Here is a 17,407-nt window from a genome sequence, read left to right on the forward strand (position 1 = left end):
CTGTGCGAGACCCGACACCCAAAAACACTTTCACAGGGCAGGGGGCCCGTGAAAGGATGCCAGGATGGGCAAGCTTTTCTCATATCGGAACCGGGCGTTCCATTACGGGCCATACCCTCTGGAAAAACTTCCACGTCGGTCGGGGCCGGTTGATCTGAGCCGTATCGCACCGATGGAGGGCCTGTCCTTCCGAAGGCCCGATGATCCCCTGTCGATCGTGAACGCGATGCAGGATTATCAGGCGATGCTCGATGCGACCCGCGACGGGCTTGTGAAACGCGAATTGGCCGAGATACCCGACGATCCGGTCGAACAGGCCAATCACCTGAAATCATTTGGCTATTATTGCGATGCCTCCATGGTCGGCATTTGCGAGATCCCATCCGAGGCCTGGTTGGAGGATCAGCTCCGCAATCCCGATGTGGGTCGGCTCGCGGAAAAGCTCGAGACGATGCAGACCAAGACCCTTGCCGCCGGGATCGACGTGATCATGGCCGGGTTGAAGGAGTCGATGCGCGCCCCGCCGGCGGAATGCCGGCATCACAGCCATGCAATCGTGTTCCTTTACGATATGCCGCGTGATCCACGCCCGGGCGAGAAAGGCTGCGACTGGATCGCCGATGCCCAGGCCCAGCGCGCCTGCCTGCGCGGCATGGAAACCGCCGTGACGCTTGCCAATTACATCCGACTTTTGGGGCGTGATGCGCGGGCGCATTCACAGGCGGCATCCGACATCCACCTGGGCAAGCTGGCGGTCGCGGCCGGGCTGGTGGATGAAGACGGGATCAATCCCTTCCTTGGGCGCCGCTACGGGCTTGCGGTAATCACCACAACGCTCGCGCCCCGGCCCGACAGGCCCCTTGCCCGGGGTGGCGCTGGGCTGGCCTGGACGATCGGCGCTGGATCGAATGCGAAGAACGCGCTGAACCGCGATCCCTTTGCAAGGCGGGAGTTTCGGCAGGGGCCGCATCCGTTCGAAACGCTCAGGCGGGTGGCCGAACCCACGACCTATATCGATGCACCCAATGTGGCGCGGGTCCCGAAACGGGCCAACATGTTCGCCCGCAGCCTGTTCGGTGATCTTGGCAAGGCCACGCAGGAGGCGACGAAGAACGGCAACTATGTTCGCAAGTCCGCTTCTGCCTTTGCGTTCCGCCCCTCGCTGGGTGCCTTCTGCCTTCTTCAGGATGGCGAAGCAGCGGGCATCCATCCGTCGACCGAAGATCCCCTGCGCAATGCGCGCAACATCAAGGCCGCGTCCTATTTCCTGGGCGTGGATGCGGTGGGCCTGTCGGCCTGCCCGGACTGGGCCTACTACAGCCACGATGCCGGCGGCCAGCCGATCACTCCCTATCATGGCAACGCCATCTCGATGATCATCGATCAGGGTCACGAGACGATGGAAGGCGCCTCCGGCGATGACTGGATCGCCTGTGCCCAATCCATGCGGGCCTATCTGCGCTTTTCGCTTCTGGGTGGAGTGCTGGCCCAGCATATCCGCAACCTTGGCTATACCGCGCGGGTCCATACGGTCATGGACGACGAGGTTCTGCATCCGCCGCTCTTGTTGCTGTCCGGTCTGGGCGAGGTCAGCCGCATCGGCGAGGTGATCCTGAACCCGTTCCTTGGCCCTCGGCTGAAATCCGGGGTGGTCACGACGAACATGCCCATGACCCACGACAAGCCCATCGACTTCGGGCTTCAGCGGTTTTGCGAGGCCTGCAACAAATGCGCCCGCGAATGCCCCTCGGGCGCGATCACCGCGGGCCCCAAGCTGATGTTCAACGGCTATGAGATCTGGAAATCAGACAGCCAGAAATGCACCACTTATCGCGTCAGCCAGAAGAATGGCGCCATGTGCGGCCGCTGCATGAAGACCTGTCCGTGGAACCTCGAAGGTCTGTTCGCCGAGGCGCCGTTCCGTTGGGCTGCGATGAATTTTCCCGGTGCGGCCAAAGCACTGGCCCGGCTTGATGACGTGGCCGGCAACGGGGAAATCAACCGGACCAAGACGTGGTGGTGGGATCTCGAGATGGTGGATGACGGGGCCTACCGCCCTCCGTCGGAACCCCCGAACGCGCGGCGCCTGTCGAAATCGCTCGACTTGAAATTCGAGGATCAGACCCTTGCCGTCTATCCCGCGCCCCTTGCGCCACCGCCCTATGCCTACCCGTTTCCTATGGATCGAGAGGCGGGCATCCGCGCCTATCAGGAGATGATCACGGCCGAGGAGCACAAGGCTCGTCGCGCGCGCGGCGAACCGCCCGAACATCTCTATACCGCTGATCAGGGCGAAAGCCCGGTGATGCAGGTCGTCGTTTCCCAGGTCGACAGGATGACGCCCGATGTGACGAAATACGAATTCTCGATGCCGGATGGATCGGACATGCCGCCATTCGAGGCGGGTGCGCATATCGATGTGGTCGTGGCGCCGGAATTCCTTAGGCAATACTCGCTTTCCGGCAATCCGGCGGACCGGACGAAATACCAGATCGCGGTTCTGCGCGAGGACAGGGGCCGCGGCGGATCAAGGCTGATGTCCCGTATCTTCGAGCCGGGTCGGCGCGTTTTCATCTCGCGCCCGATCAACCATTTTCCCCTCAGTGAAGACGCGCGTTTCACCTACCTGATGGGGGGCGGGATCGGCGTCACGCCGATGATCGCGATGGCCCACAGGCTTCATGCGATCGGTGCCGATTTCGTTCTGCACTATTCCTGTTCAAGACGGGCGGACGCCGGGTTCCTAGACGATCTGGCTGCGGTGCCATGGGCCGACAAGGTTCGTTATCACGTCTCGGACGAAGGCACGCGCTGCGATCTGTCGAAGACGCTCGTCCATCGTGACGGGGCCCATGTCTATACCTGTGGACCAGAGGCTTACATGGAGGATGTCATCCGTCAGGCAACGGCCAACGGCTTTAAGGACGAGGCGCTGCATCTGGAATATTTCTCTGTTCCCGAACAGCCTGAGTATGAGAACCATCCCTTCACGCTTCGCCTTGCCCGATCGGGCAGGACGGTCGAGGTCGCCGCTGACCAGGCCGCCACAGACGCACTTCTGGCGGCAGGCGTCCATGTCGACGTGAAATGCTCCGATGGTCTGTGCGGGGTCTGCAAATGCACCGTCCTGTCAGGCACGGTCGAGCATCGGGACTTTGTCCTGTCGAACAAGGATCGCGCCTCGGCCATGATCCTGTGCCAGAGCCGGGCGGCCGACCCCAACGGAACCCTCGAGATCGATCTTTGAGGACGGGCTTGAACCCAAACGCCTGTCGGCCGAAAAACGGGCACAACGATTACGGGGCGGCACGATGACAAACCCACTTTATGATGAATTGTTCGGCATCCATGCCGGGAAAGACACGCCCTTCCTGCATCTGGCAGATGGGGAGGTCATCTCGCATTCGGCGTTCCTCGCGCAGGCCGGACAATTCGCCAATCTGCTGGATCAGGAAAGCATCGCGCCCGGTGACCGCATCGCTGTGCAGGTCGAAAAATGCCCCGAGATGCTTGCGCTCTATGCCGCCTGCGCTCAGCGCGGGGCGATCTTTCTGCCGCTCAATACCGGCTATTCGGGGGAGGAGCTGTCCTATTTCCTCGACAACAGCGGGGCGCGGCTGCTGGTCTGCGATCCCGCGAAGGAGGAGGCCCTGCGGCCACATGCCGATGCATCGGGCGCCATGATCCTGACGATGGCTGCCGGGCAGGGCAGTTTTCTTGATGCCGCTGCCCAGCTTCCGGCCGAGGCCAAGACGATTGACCGCAGCCCCGAAGATCTGGCGGCATTCCTGTATACCTCGGGCACGACGGGGCGGTCGAAGGGGGCGATGCTGACACAGGAGAACCTGCTGTCGAACGCGCGCACTCTGGCCGAATACTGGCGGTTCGGGCCTCAGGACGTGCTTCTCCATGCGTTGCCGATCTTTCATACCCACGGGCTTTTCGTGGCGACGAATGTCGTTCTGCTGACCGGGGGATCGATGATCTTTCTTCCGAAGTTCGATGTCGATGCGATGATCGGGGGGCTGCCCGCTGCGACCACGATGATGGGCGTGCCGACCTTCTATACGCGACTGCTGGATGATCCGCGCTTCACCGGCGATCTGGTCGCGCATATGCGGCTTTTCGTGTCGGGCTCCGCCCCGCTTCTGGCCGAAACGCATACCGCATTCGAGGCGCGCACCGGGCACCGGATCCTTGAACGCTATGGCATGACCGAAACCAACATGAACACGTCGAACCCCTACGACGGCGAACGGCGCGCCGGCACGGTGGGCTTTCCTCTTCCCGGGGTCGAGCTGAAGGTGACCGATCCGCAAACAGGTGAAGCCGTCCCGCAGGGCGAGGTCGGCATGATCGAGGTGCGCGGGCCGAATGTCTTCAAGGGCTATTGGGGGATGCCCGAAAAGACGGCCGAAGAGCTGCGCGCGGACGGCTTCTTCATCACCGGCGATCTGGGCCGTGTCGATGAGGACGGCTATGTCCATATCGTGGGCCGCAACAAGGATCTGATCATCGCGGGCGGGTTCAACATCTATCCCAAGGAAGTCGAGGATGTTCTCGATCAGCAGCCGGGGGTTCTGGAATCCGCAGTGATCGGTGTGCCACACGCCGACATGGGCGAAGGCATCGTCGCCGTTCTGGTGCCCAAGGCCGGCGAATCACCCGATATCGAGGCGATCAAGGCGGCGCTCGGCGATGTGCTGGCCCGGTTCAAGCATCCCCGCCATTTCGAGGTTCTGGATGCTCTGCCCCGTAACACGATGGGCAAGGTCCAGAAGGCCGCCCTCAGAGAGCGGTTTGACGGGGTGTTTGCCGATCGAGCCACGACATGATCTCGGCGGCGATCCGTTCGGGCGCTTCTTCATGGGCCAGATGCCCCAGCCCGTCGAGATCGAGGACCGTGGCCTGCGGCAGATCCCGCGCAGCCTGAACGCTGGTTTCTGGCGGCACGGCCGTATCGCGGCCCCCCGTGATCAACAACACAGGCACATCGATCGTGGGCAACGCAGCCAGCAAATCGTCAAGGTCCCATTGCGCCATCATCGACAGCGTTGCGTCGACATGCCCACGATCCTGCGCAAGCCGCAGATAAAGCGCCTCACCCTCCGGATCGAGGGTCGAGCCCGTGCCCTTGAGCAGCTTTCCGACCGATGCGGGGGTCGCCGTCGCGGTAAACATGTTCGCACTGAACGGATTGAAAGCCAGAACCTTTGCCATCAACGGGAAAAGCCACCCGGCCACGCCGCGAAACTTGCCCAGCGCGGCGTTTATGCCGATCACCCCGCCTGGGGGGGGATCCTCCATCGCCATGCGCAGCGCGATCGCGGCCCCCGCGGAATGGCCGATGATCGCCTGTGGCCGCCAGCCTTCCTGCGCCAGCAGTTTGCCGATGTCCTCGGCCATCGTATCGAGGCCAAGCCGCTGACGCCCGCCGATCCGGGTAAAGCCCTGTCCGGGCAGGTCGATCGCCACGACACGATGGTGCCGTGCGAGTATCGGAAACAGGCCGCGGAAACTTTGGGTCGCGCCGCCCGCCCCGTGGATCAGCAGTAACAGTGGCCCTTGCCCCGCCACCTGAACATGCCAGCGATGCGGACGGCACAGGATGATCCGGGAATGCTCTGTCAGGGGCCAATTTGTCGCGTCTTCGGGAAACCGCACCGGGATTACTCCAGCGCCGCTGAAACCGCCTCGGACAGTCGTTCGGCATTGGCGCGTGGAAGCGGCAGGTAGGTGCCGTCGAGTATCTCGCTCAAGGTGCGGAGCTGTTTTTCGGGACGGTTGCCCGTATCGATCACGATGCTGTCCATGCCACCCATCCTGAGACTTCGGGCGACACGCTGCGCATCTTCGGCGGCGGCGGCGCGGTTCGCCTCACCGTTCAGCGCGATGTTGGCGCGGCCATCGGTCAACAGGGCCATCGTCGGTGTCAGGCCGCGACGCCGGGCATGATCGGCCAGTTCCATGGCGGCCTGAAGACCGGCGGCCAGCGGCGTTCCGCCTCCGCCAGGCAGGGCGGCCAATTGTTTCTTGGTGCGCACAAGGCTGCGCGTGGGTGACAGCAGAAGTTCCGCCTTGTCACCACGAAACGCGATCAGGGCCACGTGATCCCGGCGCGCATAGGCCTGACCCAGCAGCAGTTCGACCGCACCTTTCGCCTCGGCCAGCCGTGCGATCGCGGACGAGCCCGACGCATCGACAGCAAAGACCAGAAGCCTGTCGGACCTGTCTTCGTAGCGTTTGACCCGGATATCGGACATCCGCACATGAATGCCGGCGCGATCGGGCTGGGCCATCTTGCGGATCGTCTGCCAAGGCGCCGCGGCGCGCAGCGTGGCCACCAGATCGACCCGCGCACCGCCATCGACCCGCCCGGGACGGGACGGCAGAGGCCGGCCACGCCGATTGCCACGGACACGCGCGCCCGCGCCGCTGCCCCGCACCGCACGTGCGCGGGCCGCGCTCAGCCTGGCGAGCAGGTCATCGGGGATCAGCGCGCGCACTGCCTCCAGGAGGAGTTCATCCGGGATGGTCAGTTCACCCTGATCCGGGTCGTCCTGTTCCGCCTGATCCTGTGGCGGTTCGGGCGGCTGTTCGTCCTGCTCGGGCTCTTCGGGGGCGGGCACATGGGTCGCGCGATGGGCAAGCGTCAGCGCGGCGGCGGTTTCGATATCCTGGTCGACGACACAGTCGCGCCCATCCAGCGCCGCAAGGGCAACGGCTGCCCGCTTGGCGAACATCGGCGCGCGGGCCGAGTCGATGCCGAGTGTAAGACACAGCACGCCAAGCGCGCGATAGGCGTCGTCGCCGAACCGCATGGAAGAAAGCCTGTCGCGGGCCGCTTCGATCCGCTGGCTCTCATCTGACCAGACCGGGACGGAGCGCCAGGCGACATCCGAGAGATCAATGGCGAATGCCAACCTTTCGGCCAGCGATGCCGGCAGCGCCTCGTCGGGTTCCGCCCCTTCGTCGAGGGCCACGAGACAGGGCCCCTGACCCTCATCAAGCCGCATCGCAATGCGGGCGGCAAGGCGGGGTGTCGTGCGTTCCGCCATGGCAAGGACAAGGCTGCGCGTCGTCTCGATCAGTCCCTGACGATAGACAGGACTGCCTGCCGACAAGGTCGCCGCGACATCGAGCCCGCCAAAGAGCGCGTCATCCGGCACCGTCGGGGAAATGCGCTGGGCAGGCTGGGCAAGCCGTCCGACAAGATCGAGGCAATGTTCCCGGACCGGCCCGGCACGGGACCGGATCGTGATGCCTCCCAGCCCGCCGGGATCGACGGCCAGAAGTGACATCGCGAGGCCAAACCTCTGGCACGGGTCGGACAGGTCAGCCAAGGACCTCCTCCACAACGCGGCCCACGCGGGCCCCGCTTCCTGCCTCGTCAAGCGGATCGCGCCGCAACCGGTGCCGAAGCGACGTCGCCGCCACTTTGCGCACATGGTCCGTTCTGGGTGCGCCGTCGCCCTGCCACGCGGCATAGGCGCGGGCCGCCTTGAGAAGGGTCAGTTCCCCGCGTAGCCCGTCCGAGCCCAGCGCGAGGCACAGTTCGGCTACTTCGCGCAGCGTCTCTTCGGGGACGACGACATCGCCCAGCGCCTTGCGCGCGGCCACGATCCGTTCGCGGATCGTCGCATCTTCGGCCTGCCAACGCAGCATGAAGGCGGCGTTGTCGGTCTCATAGGCGTCGCGGCGTCGGATTACCTCGATCCGTTCGTCGATATCGGTGGGTGAGGCCACCTCGACCGACAGACCGAACCGATCCAGAAGCTGGGGCCGGAGTTCGCCCTCTTCGGGGTTGCCGGAGCCCACAAGGACGAACCGTGCCGGGTGCCGGATGCTCAGACCCTCGCGTTCGACGACGTTCTGGCCGGATTGGGCTACGTCAAGCAGCAGGTCCACGATGTGATCCTCTAGAAGGTTCACCTCGTCGATATAAAGATATCCACGGTTGGCCCGGGCCAGAAGGCCCGGCTGGAACGCCTTTTCGCCCTTGGTCAGGGCGCGTTCGATGTCCAGCGCGCCCGTCACGCGATCTTCGGTCACGCCAAGCGGCAGATCAACGACGGGGGTCGGACGGCTGACCGTCCGGCCGGTTGCACCGACCGCCCAATCGGGCACGTCATCGGCGCGCGCCGAATTGACGGGGCATCCGTCGATCACGGAAATTTCGGGCAGGAGCGCCGCAAGGGCGCGAACGGCTGTGGATTTGCCTGTGCCGCGATCCCCGAAGACGAGAACGCCGCCGATGCTCGGGTCGATGGCGGTCAGGATCATGGCGAGTTTCATCTCGCTCTGACCGACAATCGCGGAAAAGGGGAAGGGGGTTGTCATGCGGCCTCCGGAAGTCGGCTGAGGGGGGATGTGCCATTCCACGTTCCGTCGTCGGACAGAACGGTGAACCGGGCATAAAGCTCTTCGCTGAACCAGCCATTCTCGCGCACGGCGCGGATGGCTTCGGCATGGGCTCCGGTTCTGGCAAAAGCGGCCATGTCATCGACATTGGGCCAGATCGAGAATGTCACCTGATGAAAGAGGGGCATCTCTCCGATGCCGATCTTGAAAACGACGTTCGGGTCGGCTCCGACCCGCTCGGAGATGGCGGGAACGCGATCCCAGAACCGGGCGGCCTTTGCGGGACGGATGTTTGCCCGGGTCAGCGCGGCCACCGGGCCGGTCGTTTGCGCCCTATCCTGCGTAATCTCGAACGGCTCGACGCCGGACCAATTGCCACGAACCGACCGCGTTCCAAGAAAGACGCTCCAGTGTTCATCGGACTTGCGGCGGAAGGATTTGAAGACCCGGTTTTCCCGGGTTCCATGCCGTGCGGCCTCTTCGTCTTGCCAGGTGGCGACGATGGCAAAGACCCTGGGCAGGGCCACCGGAGAGAAGCCTTCGCCCCAGTTGGAGCCCGATCCGCACAGCTTCCAGAACCCGATGTCGCGGCTGAGGCTAAGACCGATCCGTGCAAAGCCCATCTGCCCGAAGGCCCAGAGCCGCGCCGGAACGGTTCCGAATCGAAAGAAGGAAAGGCTGACGGTTTGGCTCACGACTGACTCGTTGTTAGTGTCAACTTATCCTGACACACATGAACTTCATTGAAAAGAGAAAGGAGTCTTGTCTCGGTAGTGATTGTCAATTTAAGTTTACATATCTAAGGTCGGAGTCGTGATGAACACTGATGCAAACTCATCCCTGTCGAACAGGGCCATAGTTGTCGGAGCGGGGCTTGGCGGTCTGGCTGCGGCGATGAGGCTTGGCGCCAAGGGTTACCGCGTGACGGTGGTTGACCGCCTCGATCGCGTTGGCGGGCGCGGCTCTTCGATCAGCGAGAGCGGTTACCGGTTCGATCTCGGGCCGACCATTGTCACGGTTCCCGCGGTCTTCGAAGAGCTGTGGGCCGAATGCGGCGAAGACTTTCACAAGGATGTCGATCTCATCCCGCTTGATCCGTTCTACGAGATCAGGTGGCCCGATGGCAGCCACTTTGCGGCCTGTGGCGATACCGACCGCATGATCGCGGAAGTGGAGCGTCTGTCTCCACGCGATGTGAAGGGATACCTGAGGTTCCTCAAGGATGCCTATCGCCGCTACGTGGTGGGTTTCGAAGGCATGGTCGCCAAGCCGATGCACAAGGCGTGGGAGACGATCAAGGTCCTGCCCGAATTCGCGCGGCTGCGGGCCGACCGGTCGATCCTCGGCCTTGCGCGGGCGCGGGTGAAAGACGAACGCCTGCGGATGGCGCTGTCATTCCATCCGCTGTTCATCGGGGGCGATCCGATGAACGTCACCTCGATGTATGCGCTGGTCAGTCACCTCGAGAAGGAATTCGGCGTCCACTATGCGATCGGCGGCGTGCAGGCGATCGCGGATGCGATGGCCGACGTCGTGCGCAAGCAGGGCGGCACGATCCGGCTCGAAGAGGATGTCGACGAGATCCTCGTGGATCACGGCAAGGCCTGCGGCATCCGGCTGGGATCGGGTGAAGTGATCCGGGCGCCGCTTGTCGTGTCGAACGCCGATGCGGGCCACACCTATGACACGCTCCTTCGCAATCAGCGCAAGTCGCGCTGGACCGAACGCAAGATGGCCTCGCGCCGTTGGTCGATGGGCCTGTATGTCTGGTATTTTGGAACCAAGGGTACGGCCGGGATGTGGCCCGATGTGGGCCACCACACGATCCTGAGCGGCCCGCGCTATGAAGGCCTGCTGAAGGACATCTTCATCAACGGAACGCTCTCCGACGACATGAGCCTTTATGTTCACCGGCCCTCGGTGTCCGACCCGGATGTCGCCCCGGATGGTGACGACACGTTCTATGTCCTGTCGCCGGTGCCGCATCTGGGCCATGACAACGGCGTCGACTGGACGCAGGAAGAGGCAGCCTACCGCGAAAAGGTCGCCCGCGTTCTTGAGCAGACCATCCCCGGTTTTCAGGATCACATCGCAGCCTCGCTCATCTTTACGCCCGAGGATTTCAGGACAAGGTATCTGTCGCCGCATGGATGCGGATTCTCGATCGAGCCGCGAATCCTGCAATCCGCTTGGTTCCGGCCCCACAACAAGAGCGAGGAAGTCGAGGGCCTGTATCTGACGGGCGCGGGCACCCATCCCGGCGCCGGCCTGCCTGGCGTGGTCTCAAGCGCCAAGGTCATCGCGCAGCTGATCCCCGATGCGCCCCAATCGTCGAGCACGACCATGCCGCTGGCTGCCGAATGACCGCGTCTCACGGGATATCGCCGGCCGATCTGGAGCATTGCCGCGCCGCGATCCGGACAGGGTCGCTTAGCTTTCATTCGGCCTCGAAGATGTTGCCTGGCCGGGTCCGTGATCCGGCGCTGGCGCTTTATGCCTTTTGCCGGCTCGCCGATGACGAGGTCGACGAGGGCGATGCCAAGGAACGCGCGGTCCTCAAGCTTCAGGAACGGCTTGATCTGGCCTATCGCGGCATGCCGAGGAACGCGCCCGAAGATCGTGCTTTTGCCGCGATCATCGACCGGTTCGAGATGCCCCGCGACCTTCCCGAGGCGCTTCTGGAAGGGCTTGCCTGGGATTCGCTTGAACGGCGATACCAGACCCTGTCGGATGTCCGGTCCTATTCCGCTCGTGTCGCAAGCGCCGTCGGCGCCATGATGTGCGTCCTGATGGAGATGCGCGACCCAAACGCCTTGGCGCGGGCCTGCGATCTGGGCGTGGCGATGCAGCTGACCAACATCGCCCGTGACGTGGGCGAAGATGCCCGCGCGGGGCGACTTTACCTGCCGCTGGACTGGTTCGAGGATGCGGGCGTTGATCCCGACGCGTTTCTTGACGCGCCCGAGCCCACCCGCGAAATCAAGCGTATGGTCTCGCGCCTGCTGGCCGAGGCCGAGCGGCTTTACCTGCGGTCCGAGGCCGGAATCCGCGCGCTGCCGCGCGATGCGCGGATGGGGATCTGGGCCGCGCGCCTGATCTATGCCGGCATCGGCCGCGAGGTGCGCCGCAACGGGTTCGACAGCGTGACCCGCCGGGCACATACGACGATGCGTCAGAAACTGGGTTGGATGGCCCAGGCATCGGGACGGGCTGCGATCGGCATGGTGATGCCGCGATCCGCCGTGATCTATGCGCCCTGCCTCGAAGAGACGGCCTACCTTGTCTCGGCCGCGGGCCGGACCGACAGGGTCCCGGGACGGGCGCAGGCGATTGTCGATCTTCTGGCCGAAATCCGGCTGCGTGACGCGCGGATGCAGGAGCAGGTTGGAAAAGGGTTCTCGGGGGTCTAGGTTAGCCATGGGCTGACCTTGAAAGGATCGCCGATGGACCCCCTGATTTTCGTTGTCCTGCTTGCCGCCTGTTTCGCCGCCGGAACCACCGGCGCCATGTTCCCCACGGGGCCCTGGTACGAACGCCTTGAAAAGCCGTCATGGGTGCCGCCCAACTGGCTGTTCCCCGTCGCATGGACGACGATCTATTTTCTGATCGCCTTTGCCGGCGCGCGCGCCGCCCCCATGGAGGGGAGCCATTATGCGATGGCCTTCTGGGCGCTGCAGATCGCGCTGAACACGCTCTGGACGCCGATCTTCTTTGGTCTCAGGCGGCTCAAGGGTTCGCTCCCGGTGATGGCTCTGCTCTGGATGTCGGTCGCGGGCTGCACCTATACCCATTTCCAGCTGGATTTCTGGGCAGGTCTTGCCTTCGTGCCGTACCTGACATGGGTGACGGTGGCCTCTGCGCTGAACCTCTCGGTCGCGCGCCTCAACCCCGACGAAAAGCCGGTTCAGCCATCTCAGCTGTGACAGGCGACTGTGCCGATGTTACAACGCTGGCGAAACTCTGCCGTATGACGGCGGTGTTCCCATCAATGCAGTGATAGGCATTCGCGACCCCGGTAGTATGAACGGGTATCCCGTTTGCGAAGGGGCTGTTCGCGGCGGTCCGGAACTGAACTTGCGAGGATATGCAATGCTACAGATGATTTCCAAGTCCGTGCTTCTGATCGGTCTCAGCACCGCTCTGAGCGGGTGCCTCCTGACCCGCAACCCGGATTTCAACGATGCGGCCCGAGACGCGGCGACCCTGTTCGATGACATTTCCGCCGTGCCGGAGCTGGAGGCGGATGAATTGCCGTCATCCGGCGAAGCGCGATATGTCGGGATCGCCGCGCTCAACTATGAAGAGCGGCTCGACATCGGGAGCGAGAATAACGACTACCTTGCAGATATCTCCTTTGACGTCAGCTTCGAAGAAGACGGTGAGGTCGAAGGCCAGATATCCAATGTTCAGAGCCCGGACGGAGCCGTTGGCGGCACGCTCGATCTGCAGGATGGAGAGATCTTCGCAAATGGCGTGAATGGCGACTTTGTCGGTGAGCTTGATGACGACGGAACGTCGATCTTCATCAGCATGGACGTCAACAGCGATTTCCACGGGGACGGAACCGGAGAGCCCTCCGGTCTGCTTGGCACGTTCAGCGGTGAATATGAATCCGACACCGAAGAAGGCGACATACTCGGCTCATTCGCGGCAGAATTCGAAAGGCCCTGATCGGGATTCTGGCGCAGGCGGCTTTGTGCCCGTCTGCGCCAGCTCACGTGCATCGGGATTGCCCGAGACCGGATTGCCGGACATACTTAGTAATAGAGAGGCCCAAGAAGGGCCCACATCGAGAGGCGAGCAGATGAAGATTTCCCATGTCGGGCGTGTAGCCCTTTTGTGTGCTGTGTCGGCTGTGGCTGGATGCAGCAGCATCGAAGACTTGTTCACCAGCGATAACGAGACCGAGACCACGAACGAACCGGTCGAGACGTTCTCGAGTTTCGATGGGCAGATCGTCGAGGGTCTGGATTACATCAGGTTGGCCGACGATCTCGATCCCACCGAGGTGGATGACATCCCCGGCTCGGGTTCGGTCGCCTACGAAGGTGTTGCCGGTTTCGCCTATGATGAGGCGCCCGGTGGCAACGCCGCCAATTACGAGATCATGGCCGACGTTTCCCTAGAGGCGGATTTCGATGATGGCGATGTCATCGGAACCTTCGACAATTTCAACACGGTGGATGACGTCCAGCTGGATGGTAGTCTGACGGTCACCGAAGGCGAAATCAGCGATCAGGTCGTGACTGGCAATGCCATCGGTGATTTCGTCGACGGAGACGACGCGGTGATCTGGAACCTTGATATCGTTGGCGAGTTCTATGGCGATGAGGGCGAATACATTTATGGCCTGGCAAACGGAACCGCTGACAACGGCGGTTCGGAAGTGACAGATGTCTTCGGTGAATTCGCGGTCGGGCAGGATTAGACAAAGTCTGCACGGCCCCGGCGGGCGCGGGCGGGTTATTCTCCCCAGGTCTTGCGAAGGACGGACAACCAGTTGCGATGCGCCAGCTTTTCGATCAGCGGCGCGTCGTAACCATGCGAGGCCATTGCCTCGAGCAAGTCGGGAAGGCCCGACACGTCGCCGAGGCATTCGGGGATGTTCGCGCCGTCGAAATCCGATCCAAGGCCCACATGATCTTCGCCCAGCTTCTCGATCAGGTGATCGAGGTGGCGCAGCATGATATCCCAACCGGTGTCGGGGTTCAGGCTCCCGTCTTCGCGCAGGAACATGGTCGCGTAATTCAGGCCGACGATACCGCCGCTGTCGCGGATCATGTCGAGTTGCCGGTCCGTCAGGTTGCGAGGTGATTGGCAGATGGCATGGGCGTTCGAATGGCTCGCGATCAGGGGCGCGTTGCTTGTGGCCGCAACGTCATCCATGCCCTGCTCGGTGATATGCGACAGATCGATCGCGATTTTCAGGTCATTGCAGGCGCGGACGAGCCTCTTGCCCGACTCTGTCAGGCCCGGGCCGGTATCGGGGGAACCGGGAAACCGGAACGGAACACCGTGGCCGAACACGTTCGTGCGCGACCAGACCGGCCCGAGTGACCGAAGCCCCATCGAATGAAACAGGTAGAGCGCGTCGAGATCGGGATCGATCGCCTCGACGCCTTCCATGTGCATCACGCAGGCGATGCGTCCCGAGGCCATCGCCGCCTCAATGTCGTGGACGGACAGGCAAAGCGCAAACTCATCCGGCCATTCCCGGCACATCGCAACAAGGTGCCCGGCCATCGACATCGCGGCGGGAAGCGCGGCAATGTGGTCGATCTCTTGCGGCAGCGGGATATCGTAGGGCGGGGCCGTCATGATCTCCTGCACCTCGGCAAAGGGGATCTCCATCGGCGACGGAACGAAGATCGCAAACAGGCCACCGGCAAATCCACCGTCCCGCATGCGCCCGATATCCATATGGCCGCCCCCGGCCGTTCCCTCGACAAGCTCGGACCGCGAGGCGCCGTGCATCCAGACGCGGAGCAGAAAATCATTGTGGCCGTCGAAGACAGGAATCATCAGAGGTCCTTTCGAAAGCCCGATGATGAGGTGGGCGCATGCCCCGCGCAAGAACCGTTTCCGATGATGTCAGGTCGCGGGGGTGTCGAAGTCCCAACCCGGCCGGCGCGGCACCCTCACGGCGAGCATCGGCTTGAGAAGCGGCGAGGCGAACCGATCCAGATCCAGCGCCTCGTGAACTCCGGTCACCTCTTCTCCGTTGATCTGCGTTCGGACGACCGACCTAGAATAGAAAGGGGCATCAAGCATCGGCAGAACCTGACGCGGCACGACACCGGGATCGGCGCGCGTCTCGCGGCGGACAAGCCAGTTGGTGCGCCGGAACCGGGTGCGCGGCGGGGCCTGCGTCAGCCGGGCCTGACCATCTATGTCAAAGGCGATCGCCGTTTCCAGATGCGTCCCGTCCCGCCGTTCCGCATCATAGAAACAGGTGGCGCCTGTCCCGGTCGGAAACCGGCCCCATGTCCAGAACCGAAAATCCTGCTCAAGCGCGCGATCCCCGAAATTCGAGTCGAAATAGCCGTGCCCGTCCCATTTCCAGCCCGGGGCGTCCAGTTCGACGCGGATGTCCGAGATGGGCGCAAACGGCCTCCAGATATGGCCACCATCGCTGTCGAGGACCAGTTCTACATCGGAGATCGCTCGGGGCATGACAGTGATCCGACCACGCACCCGGCTGACAAGGGGCGGGCTGGAAATCTCGTCGATATCGATGATGAGCTTGCCATCCGACCAGCGCATCCGGCTCGGGCCTACCTCGAATTCGGTGTCACTGCGCCGAAGTGCGGCACGGCCCCGATCGGTCATGGTGAACCGCCCGCCCGGACCATAGGTCGCGACATTGATGCAGACATGATTCTCGGGATCCTTGCGGCCCGACCACGCATACCATGGGGAAAAGACCGACCCGATGAACCCTATGACCGAGACTGCGCGCTGGCCGTCATCCGAGATCCCGTCGACATACCACCAGGCATAGCCGTTGGGCGCGACTTCGACAGAGAAGCAAGGTCCGCCCCGATCGCCTCGGCCGCGTGCCGTCCGGAGAGTGTCGCCATCGGGACGCCCGCCCCCGGATGGGCCCCGCCCCCGCACAGATACAGCCCCTGTATCGTCGTCCGCGCGCGGGGCCGCTTCAGCCCCGCTGTCAAACCGTGCGGACTTCTGCCGTAGAGAGATCCCTTGCTGGCCGGAAAGAGCCGGGCGAACTCCGTCGGGCTGCTCAGCGTCTGCGGCCCCGGAACCGGATCGAAGGTCAGGCCAAATGCCGCCAGCCTGTCGAAGACCTGTTTCTGACATGCGCGCACCTCTTCCTCGGTTTCGGCGATGGCGTTGCTGGGAACGCCGTTCAATATGATTTCAAACCGCTCCGGCCCGTCCGGCCGCGCCGCGGTGGCCCGATCCTGCGCACAGACATAAAGGGTTGCGTCAGACGGATGCTGGCCCCGGTCAAGCCGGACGAATTCCGCGTTGGGTTCCGATCCGAAGAACACGGTATGATAGGCCAGATCGGGGCCCGTCGGTCGTGCCGCGAAGGCATGCACCCAGGCCGACAGGCTTCGCGGTTCCACCGCAGCCGCAGGCACGGCATTCCTGGCGTCGTCACCCATAAGGCCGCCATGGATTGCACGCGGGTCACCGTTGAACACGACCGCATCCGCGCTGATCCGGCCTGTGCCTGTTACGATCCCCGTTGCCCGACCGTCACGTATTTCGATCGACTGGACCTCTGTTCCGAACAGGAATCTGGCTCCCTTGGCGCGGGCCAGTTCGGCGATTGTACGTGCCAGTTCCCCCATGCCGCCCTCGACCGACCAAACGCCCCGCGCCTCGGCTTCGGAGATCAGCGCCAGAAGCGCAGGGGAACCTTGCGGCGATCCACCGACATAGGTGGCATAGCGCCCGAACAATTGTGCGAGCCGCCGGTCGGTAAAGGCCCCGTCCAGCATCCGCGCCAGCGACGCCAGCGGTGCCATATCCAGGATCAGTCGGGGTGACTTTGCCACGACGGCCGCCATCGACAGGGACGACGGATCGGCCGCTTTCATCATCGGCGCGTCGAAGGCTTCGAACAGGCGGGCCGCGCGGCTCGTGACCTGTTCGAATTCCGCAACCGCGTTGGAGCCAAAGGCCGCGCGGACGTTCGACACGGTCTCTGCACGGTCAGAGGTCAGGTCGAACTGCGTCCCGTCTTCCCAATAGTGGCGGGCGATGACGGACAATTCGTGCAAGGTCAGATGATCATCCAGCCGTTCGCCTGCATCCGCGAACAGCGCCTCGAAGACCGGCTTCATCGTTAGGACAGTCGGGCCGGTATCAACGGGGCCTGCCGCGCTTGGCAAGGTCCGGATCTTGCCGCCGGGATGATCGGCGGACTCGACCACGGTCACGGCATATCCCGCCGCCGCAAGCCGGAGCGCTGTCGCCAGTCCGCCGATGCCCGCGCCGATGATGGCCACGTGAAACTGTTCCGATCGCTGATCGATGATGTCGACCTCCTCAGAGGATTGTTGACTCATTCCCC

Annotated in this window: 14 protein-coding genes; 7 read left to right on the forward strand and 7 right to left on the reverse strand. The window is 63.3% G+C overall.

Going from position 1 to position 17,407, the window contains the following annotated elements; translation table 11 throughout:
- Nucleotides 1-64 precede the first annotated feature (64 nt).
- Nucleotides 65-3,247 carry a reductive dehalogenase gene (locus tag EP376_RS11225; RefSeq protein WP_127655614.1) on the forward strand — a complete coding sequence of 1,061 codons (3,183 nt, stop codon included), beginning with the start codon at nucleotides 65-67 and terminating at the stop codon, nucleotides 3,245-3,247.
- A gap of 64 nt (nucleotides 3,248-3,311) precedes the next feature.
- Nucleotides 3,312-4,835 carry a malonate--CoA ligase gene (locus EP376_RS11230; RefSeq protein WP_127655615.1) on the forward strand — a complete coding sequence of 508 codons (1,524 nt, stop codon included), beginning with the start codon at nucleotides 3,312-3,314 and terminating at the stop codon, nucleotides 4,833-4,835.
- Here EP376_RS11230 and bchO read toward each other — a convergent pair.
- From bchO to crtA, 4 genes are read right to left on the reverse strand one after another with little or no spacing between them, the layout of a single operon-like run.
- Nucleotides 4,789-5,664: an alpha/beta fold hydrolase BchO gene (bchO, locus tag EP376_RS11235; protein WP_127655616.1), complete on the reverse strand. Its 876-nt coding sequence runs from the start codon at nucleotides 5,662-5,664 to the stop codon at nucleotides 4,789-4,791. The two genes, EP376_RS11230 and bchO, sit on opposite strands and share 47 nt — an antisense overlap.
- A 5-nt stretch (nucleotides 5,665-5,669) precedes the next feature.
- A complete protein-coding gene (locus EP376_RS11240; RefSeq protein WP_127655947.1) occupies nucleotides 5,670-7,301 on the reverse strand; it encodes a magnesium chelatase subunit D in 1,632 nt (543 codons plus the stop codon).
- Nucleotides 7,302-7,335: 34 nt separating this feature from the next.
- Nucleotides 7,336-8,340, reverse strand: a complete 1,005-nt coding sequence (gene bchI, locus EP376_RS11245; protein ID WP_127655617.1) for a magnesium chelatase ATPase subunit I — start codon at nucleotides 8,338-8,340, stop codon at nucleotides 7,336-7,338.
- Nucleotides 8,337-9,056, reverse strand: coding sequence for a spheroidene monooxygenase (gene crtA / locus EP376_RS11250; protein ID WP_127655618.1), 720 nt, complete (start codon nucleotides 9,054-9,056; stop codon nucleotides 8,337-8,339). Before crtA ends, bchI begins: the two co-directional genes overlap by 4 nt.
- A gap of 121 nt (nucleotides 9,057-9,177) precedes the next feature.
- On the opposite strand from crtA, the gene EP376_RS11255 reads away from it, so the two are divergent.
- From EP376_RS11255 to EP376_RS11275, 5 genes are all read left to right on the forward strand, one after another.
- Nucleotides 9,178-10,725: a phytoene desaturase gene (locus tag EP376_RS11255; protein ID WP_127655619.1), complete on the forward strand. Its 1,548-nt coding sequence runs from the start codon at nucleotides 9,178-9,180 to the stop codon at nucleotides 10,723-10,725.
- The gene (gene crtB / locus EP376_RS11260) at nucleotides 10,722-11,771 is read left to right on the forward strand and encodes a 15-cis-phytoene synthase (RefSeq protein ID WP_127655620.1); all 1,050 of its coding nucleotides are present in this window, start codon (nucleotides 10,722-10,724) and stop codon (nucleotides 11,769-11,771) included. The genes EP376_RS11255 and crtB overlap by 4 nt, the downstream gene beginning before the upstream one ends.
- Nucleotides 11,772-11,804: 33 nt before the next feature.
- Complete coding sequence (tspO, locus tag EP376_RS11265) at nucleotides 11,805-12,284, forward strand: tryptophan-rich sensory protein TspO (RefSeq protein ID WP_127655621.1); 480 nt, start codon at nucleotides 11,805-11,807, stop codon at nucleotides 12,282-12,284.
- A gap of 166 nt (nucleotides 12,285-12,450) precedes the next feature.
- Nucleotides 12,451-13,032: a hypothetical protein gene (locus EP376_RS11270; protein WP_127655622.1), complete on the forward strand. Its 582-nt coding sequence runs from the start codon at nucleotides 12,451-12,453 to the stop codon at nucleotides 13,030-13,032.
- Between the two features lie 211 nt (nucleotides 13,033-13,243).
- Nucleotides 13,244-13,789: a transferrin-binding protein-like solute binding protein gene (locus EP376_RS11275; RefSeq protein ID WP_127655623.1), complete on the forward strand. Its 546-nt coding sequence runs from the start codon at nucleotides 13,244-13,246 to the stop codon at nucleotides 13,787-13,789.
- A 35-nt stretch (nucleotides 13,790-13,824) separates the two neighbouring features.
- Here the strand turns inward: EP376_RS11275 and EP376_RS11280 are convergent, their stop codons facing one another.
- The 3 genes from EP376_RS11280 to crtD form a co-directional block, all read right to left on the reverse strand.
- The gene (locus EP376_RS11280) at nucleotides 13,825-14,883 is read right to left on the reverse strand and encodes a dipeptidase (RefSeq protein WP_127655624.1); all 1,059 of its coding nucleotides are present in this window, start codon (nucleotides 14,881-14,883) and stop codon (nucleotides 13,825-13,827) included.
- Nucleotides 14,884-14,952: 69 nt separating this feature from the next.
- Nucleotides 14,953-15,837, reverse strand: coding sequence for a carotenoid 1,2-hydratase (crtC, locus tag EP376_RS11285; protein WP_127655948.1), 885 nt, complete (start codon nucleotides 15,835-15,837; stop codon nucleotides 14,953-14,955).
- Nucleotides 15,801-17,402 (reverse strand): 1-hydroxycarotenoid 3,4-desaturase CrtD, encoded by a 1,602-nt coding sequence (gene crtD, locus EP376_RS11290; RefSeq protein WP_127655625.1) that lies wholly within the window; start codon nucleotides 17,400-17,402, stop codon nucleotides 15,801-15,803. The genes crtC and crtD overlap by 37 nt, the downstream gene beginning before the upstream one ends.
- Nucleotides 17,403-17,407: the final 5 nt, after the last annotated feature.

Origin of the sequence: Alexandriicola marinus, from assembly GCF_004000435.1 — a bacterium.
In the GTDB taxonomy this organism is placed as follows: domain Bacteria; phylum Pseudomonadota; class Alphaproteobacteria; order Rhodobacterales; family Rhodobacteraceae; genus Alexandriicola; species Alexandriicola marinus.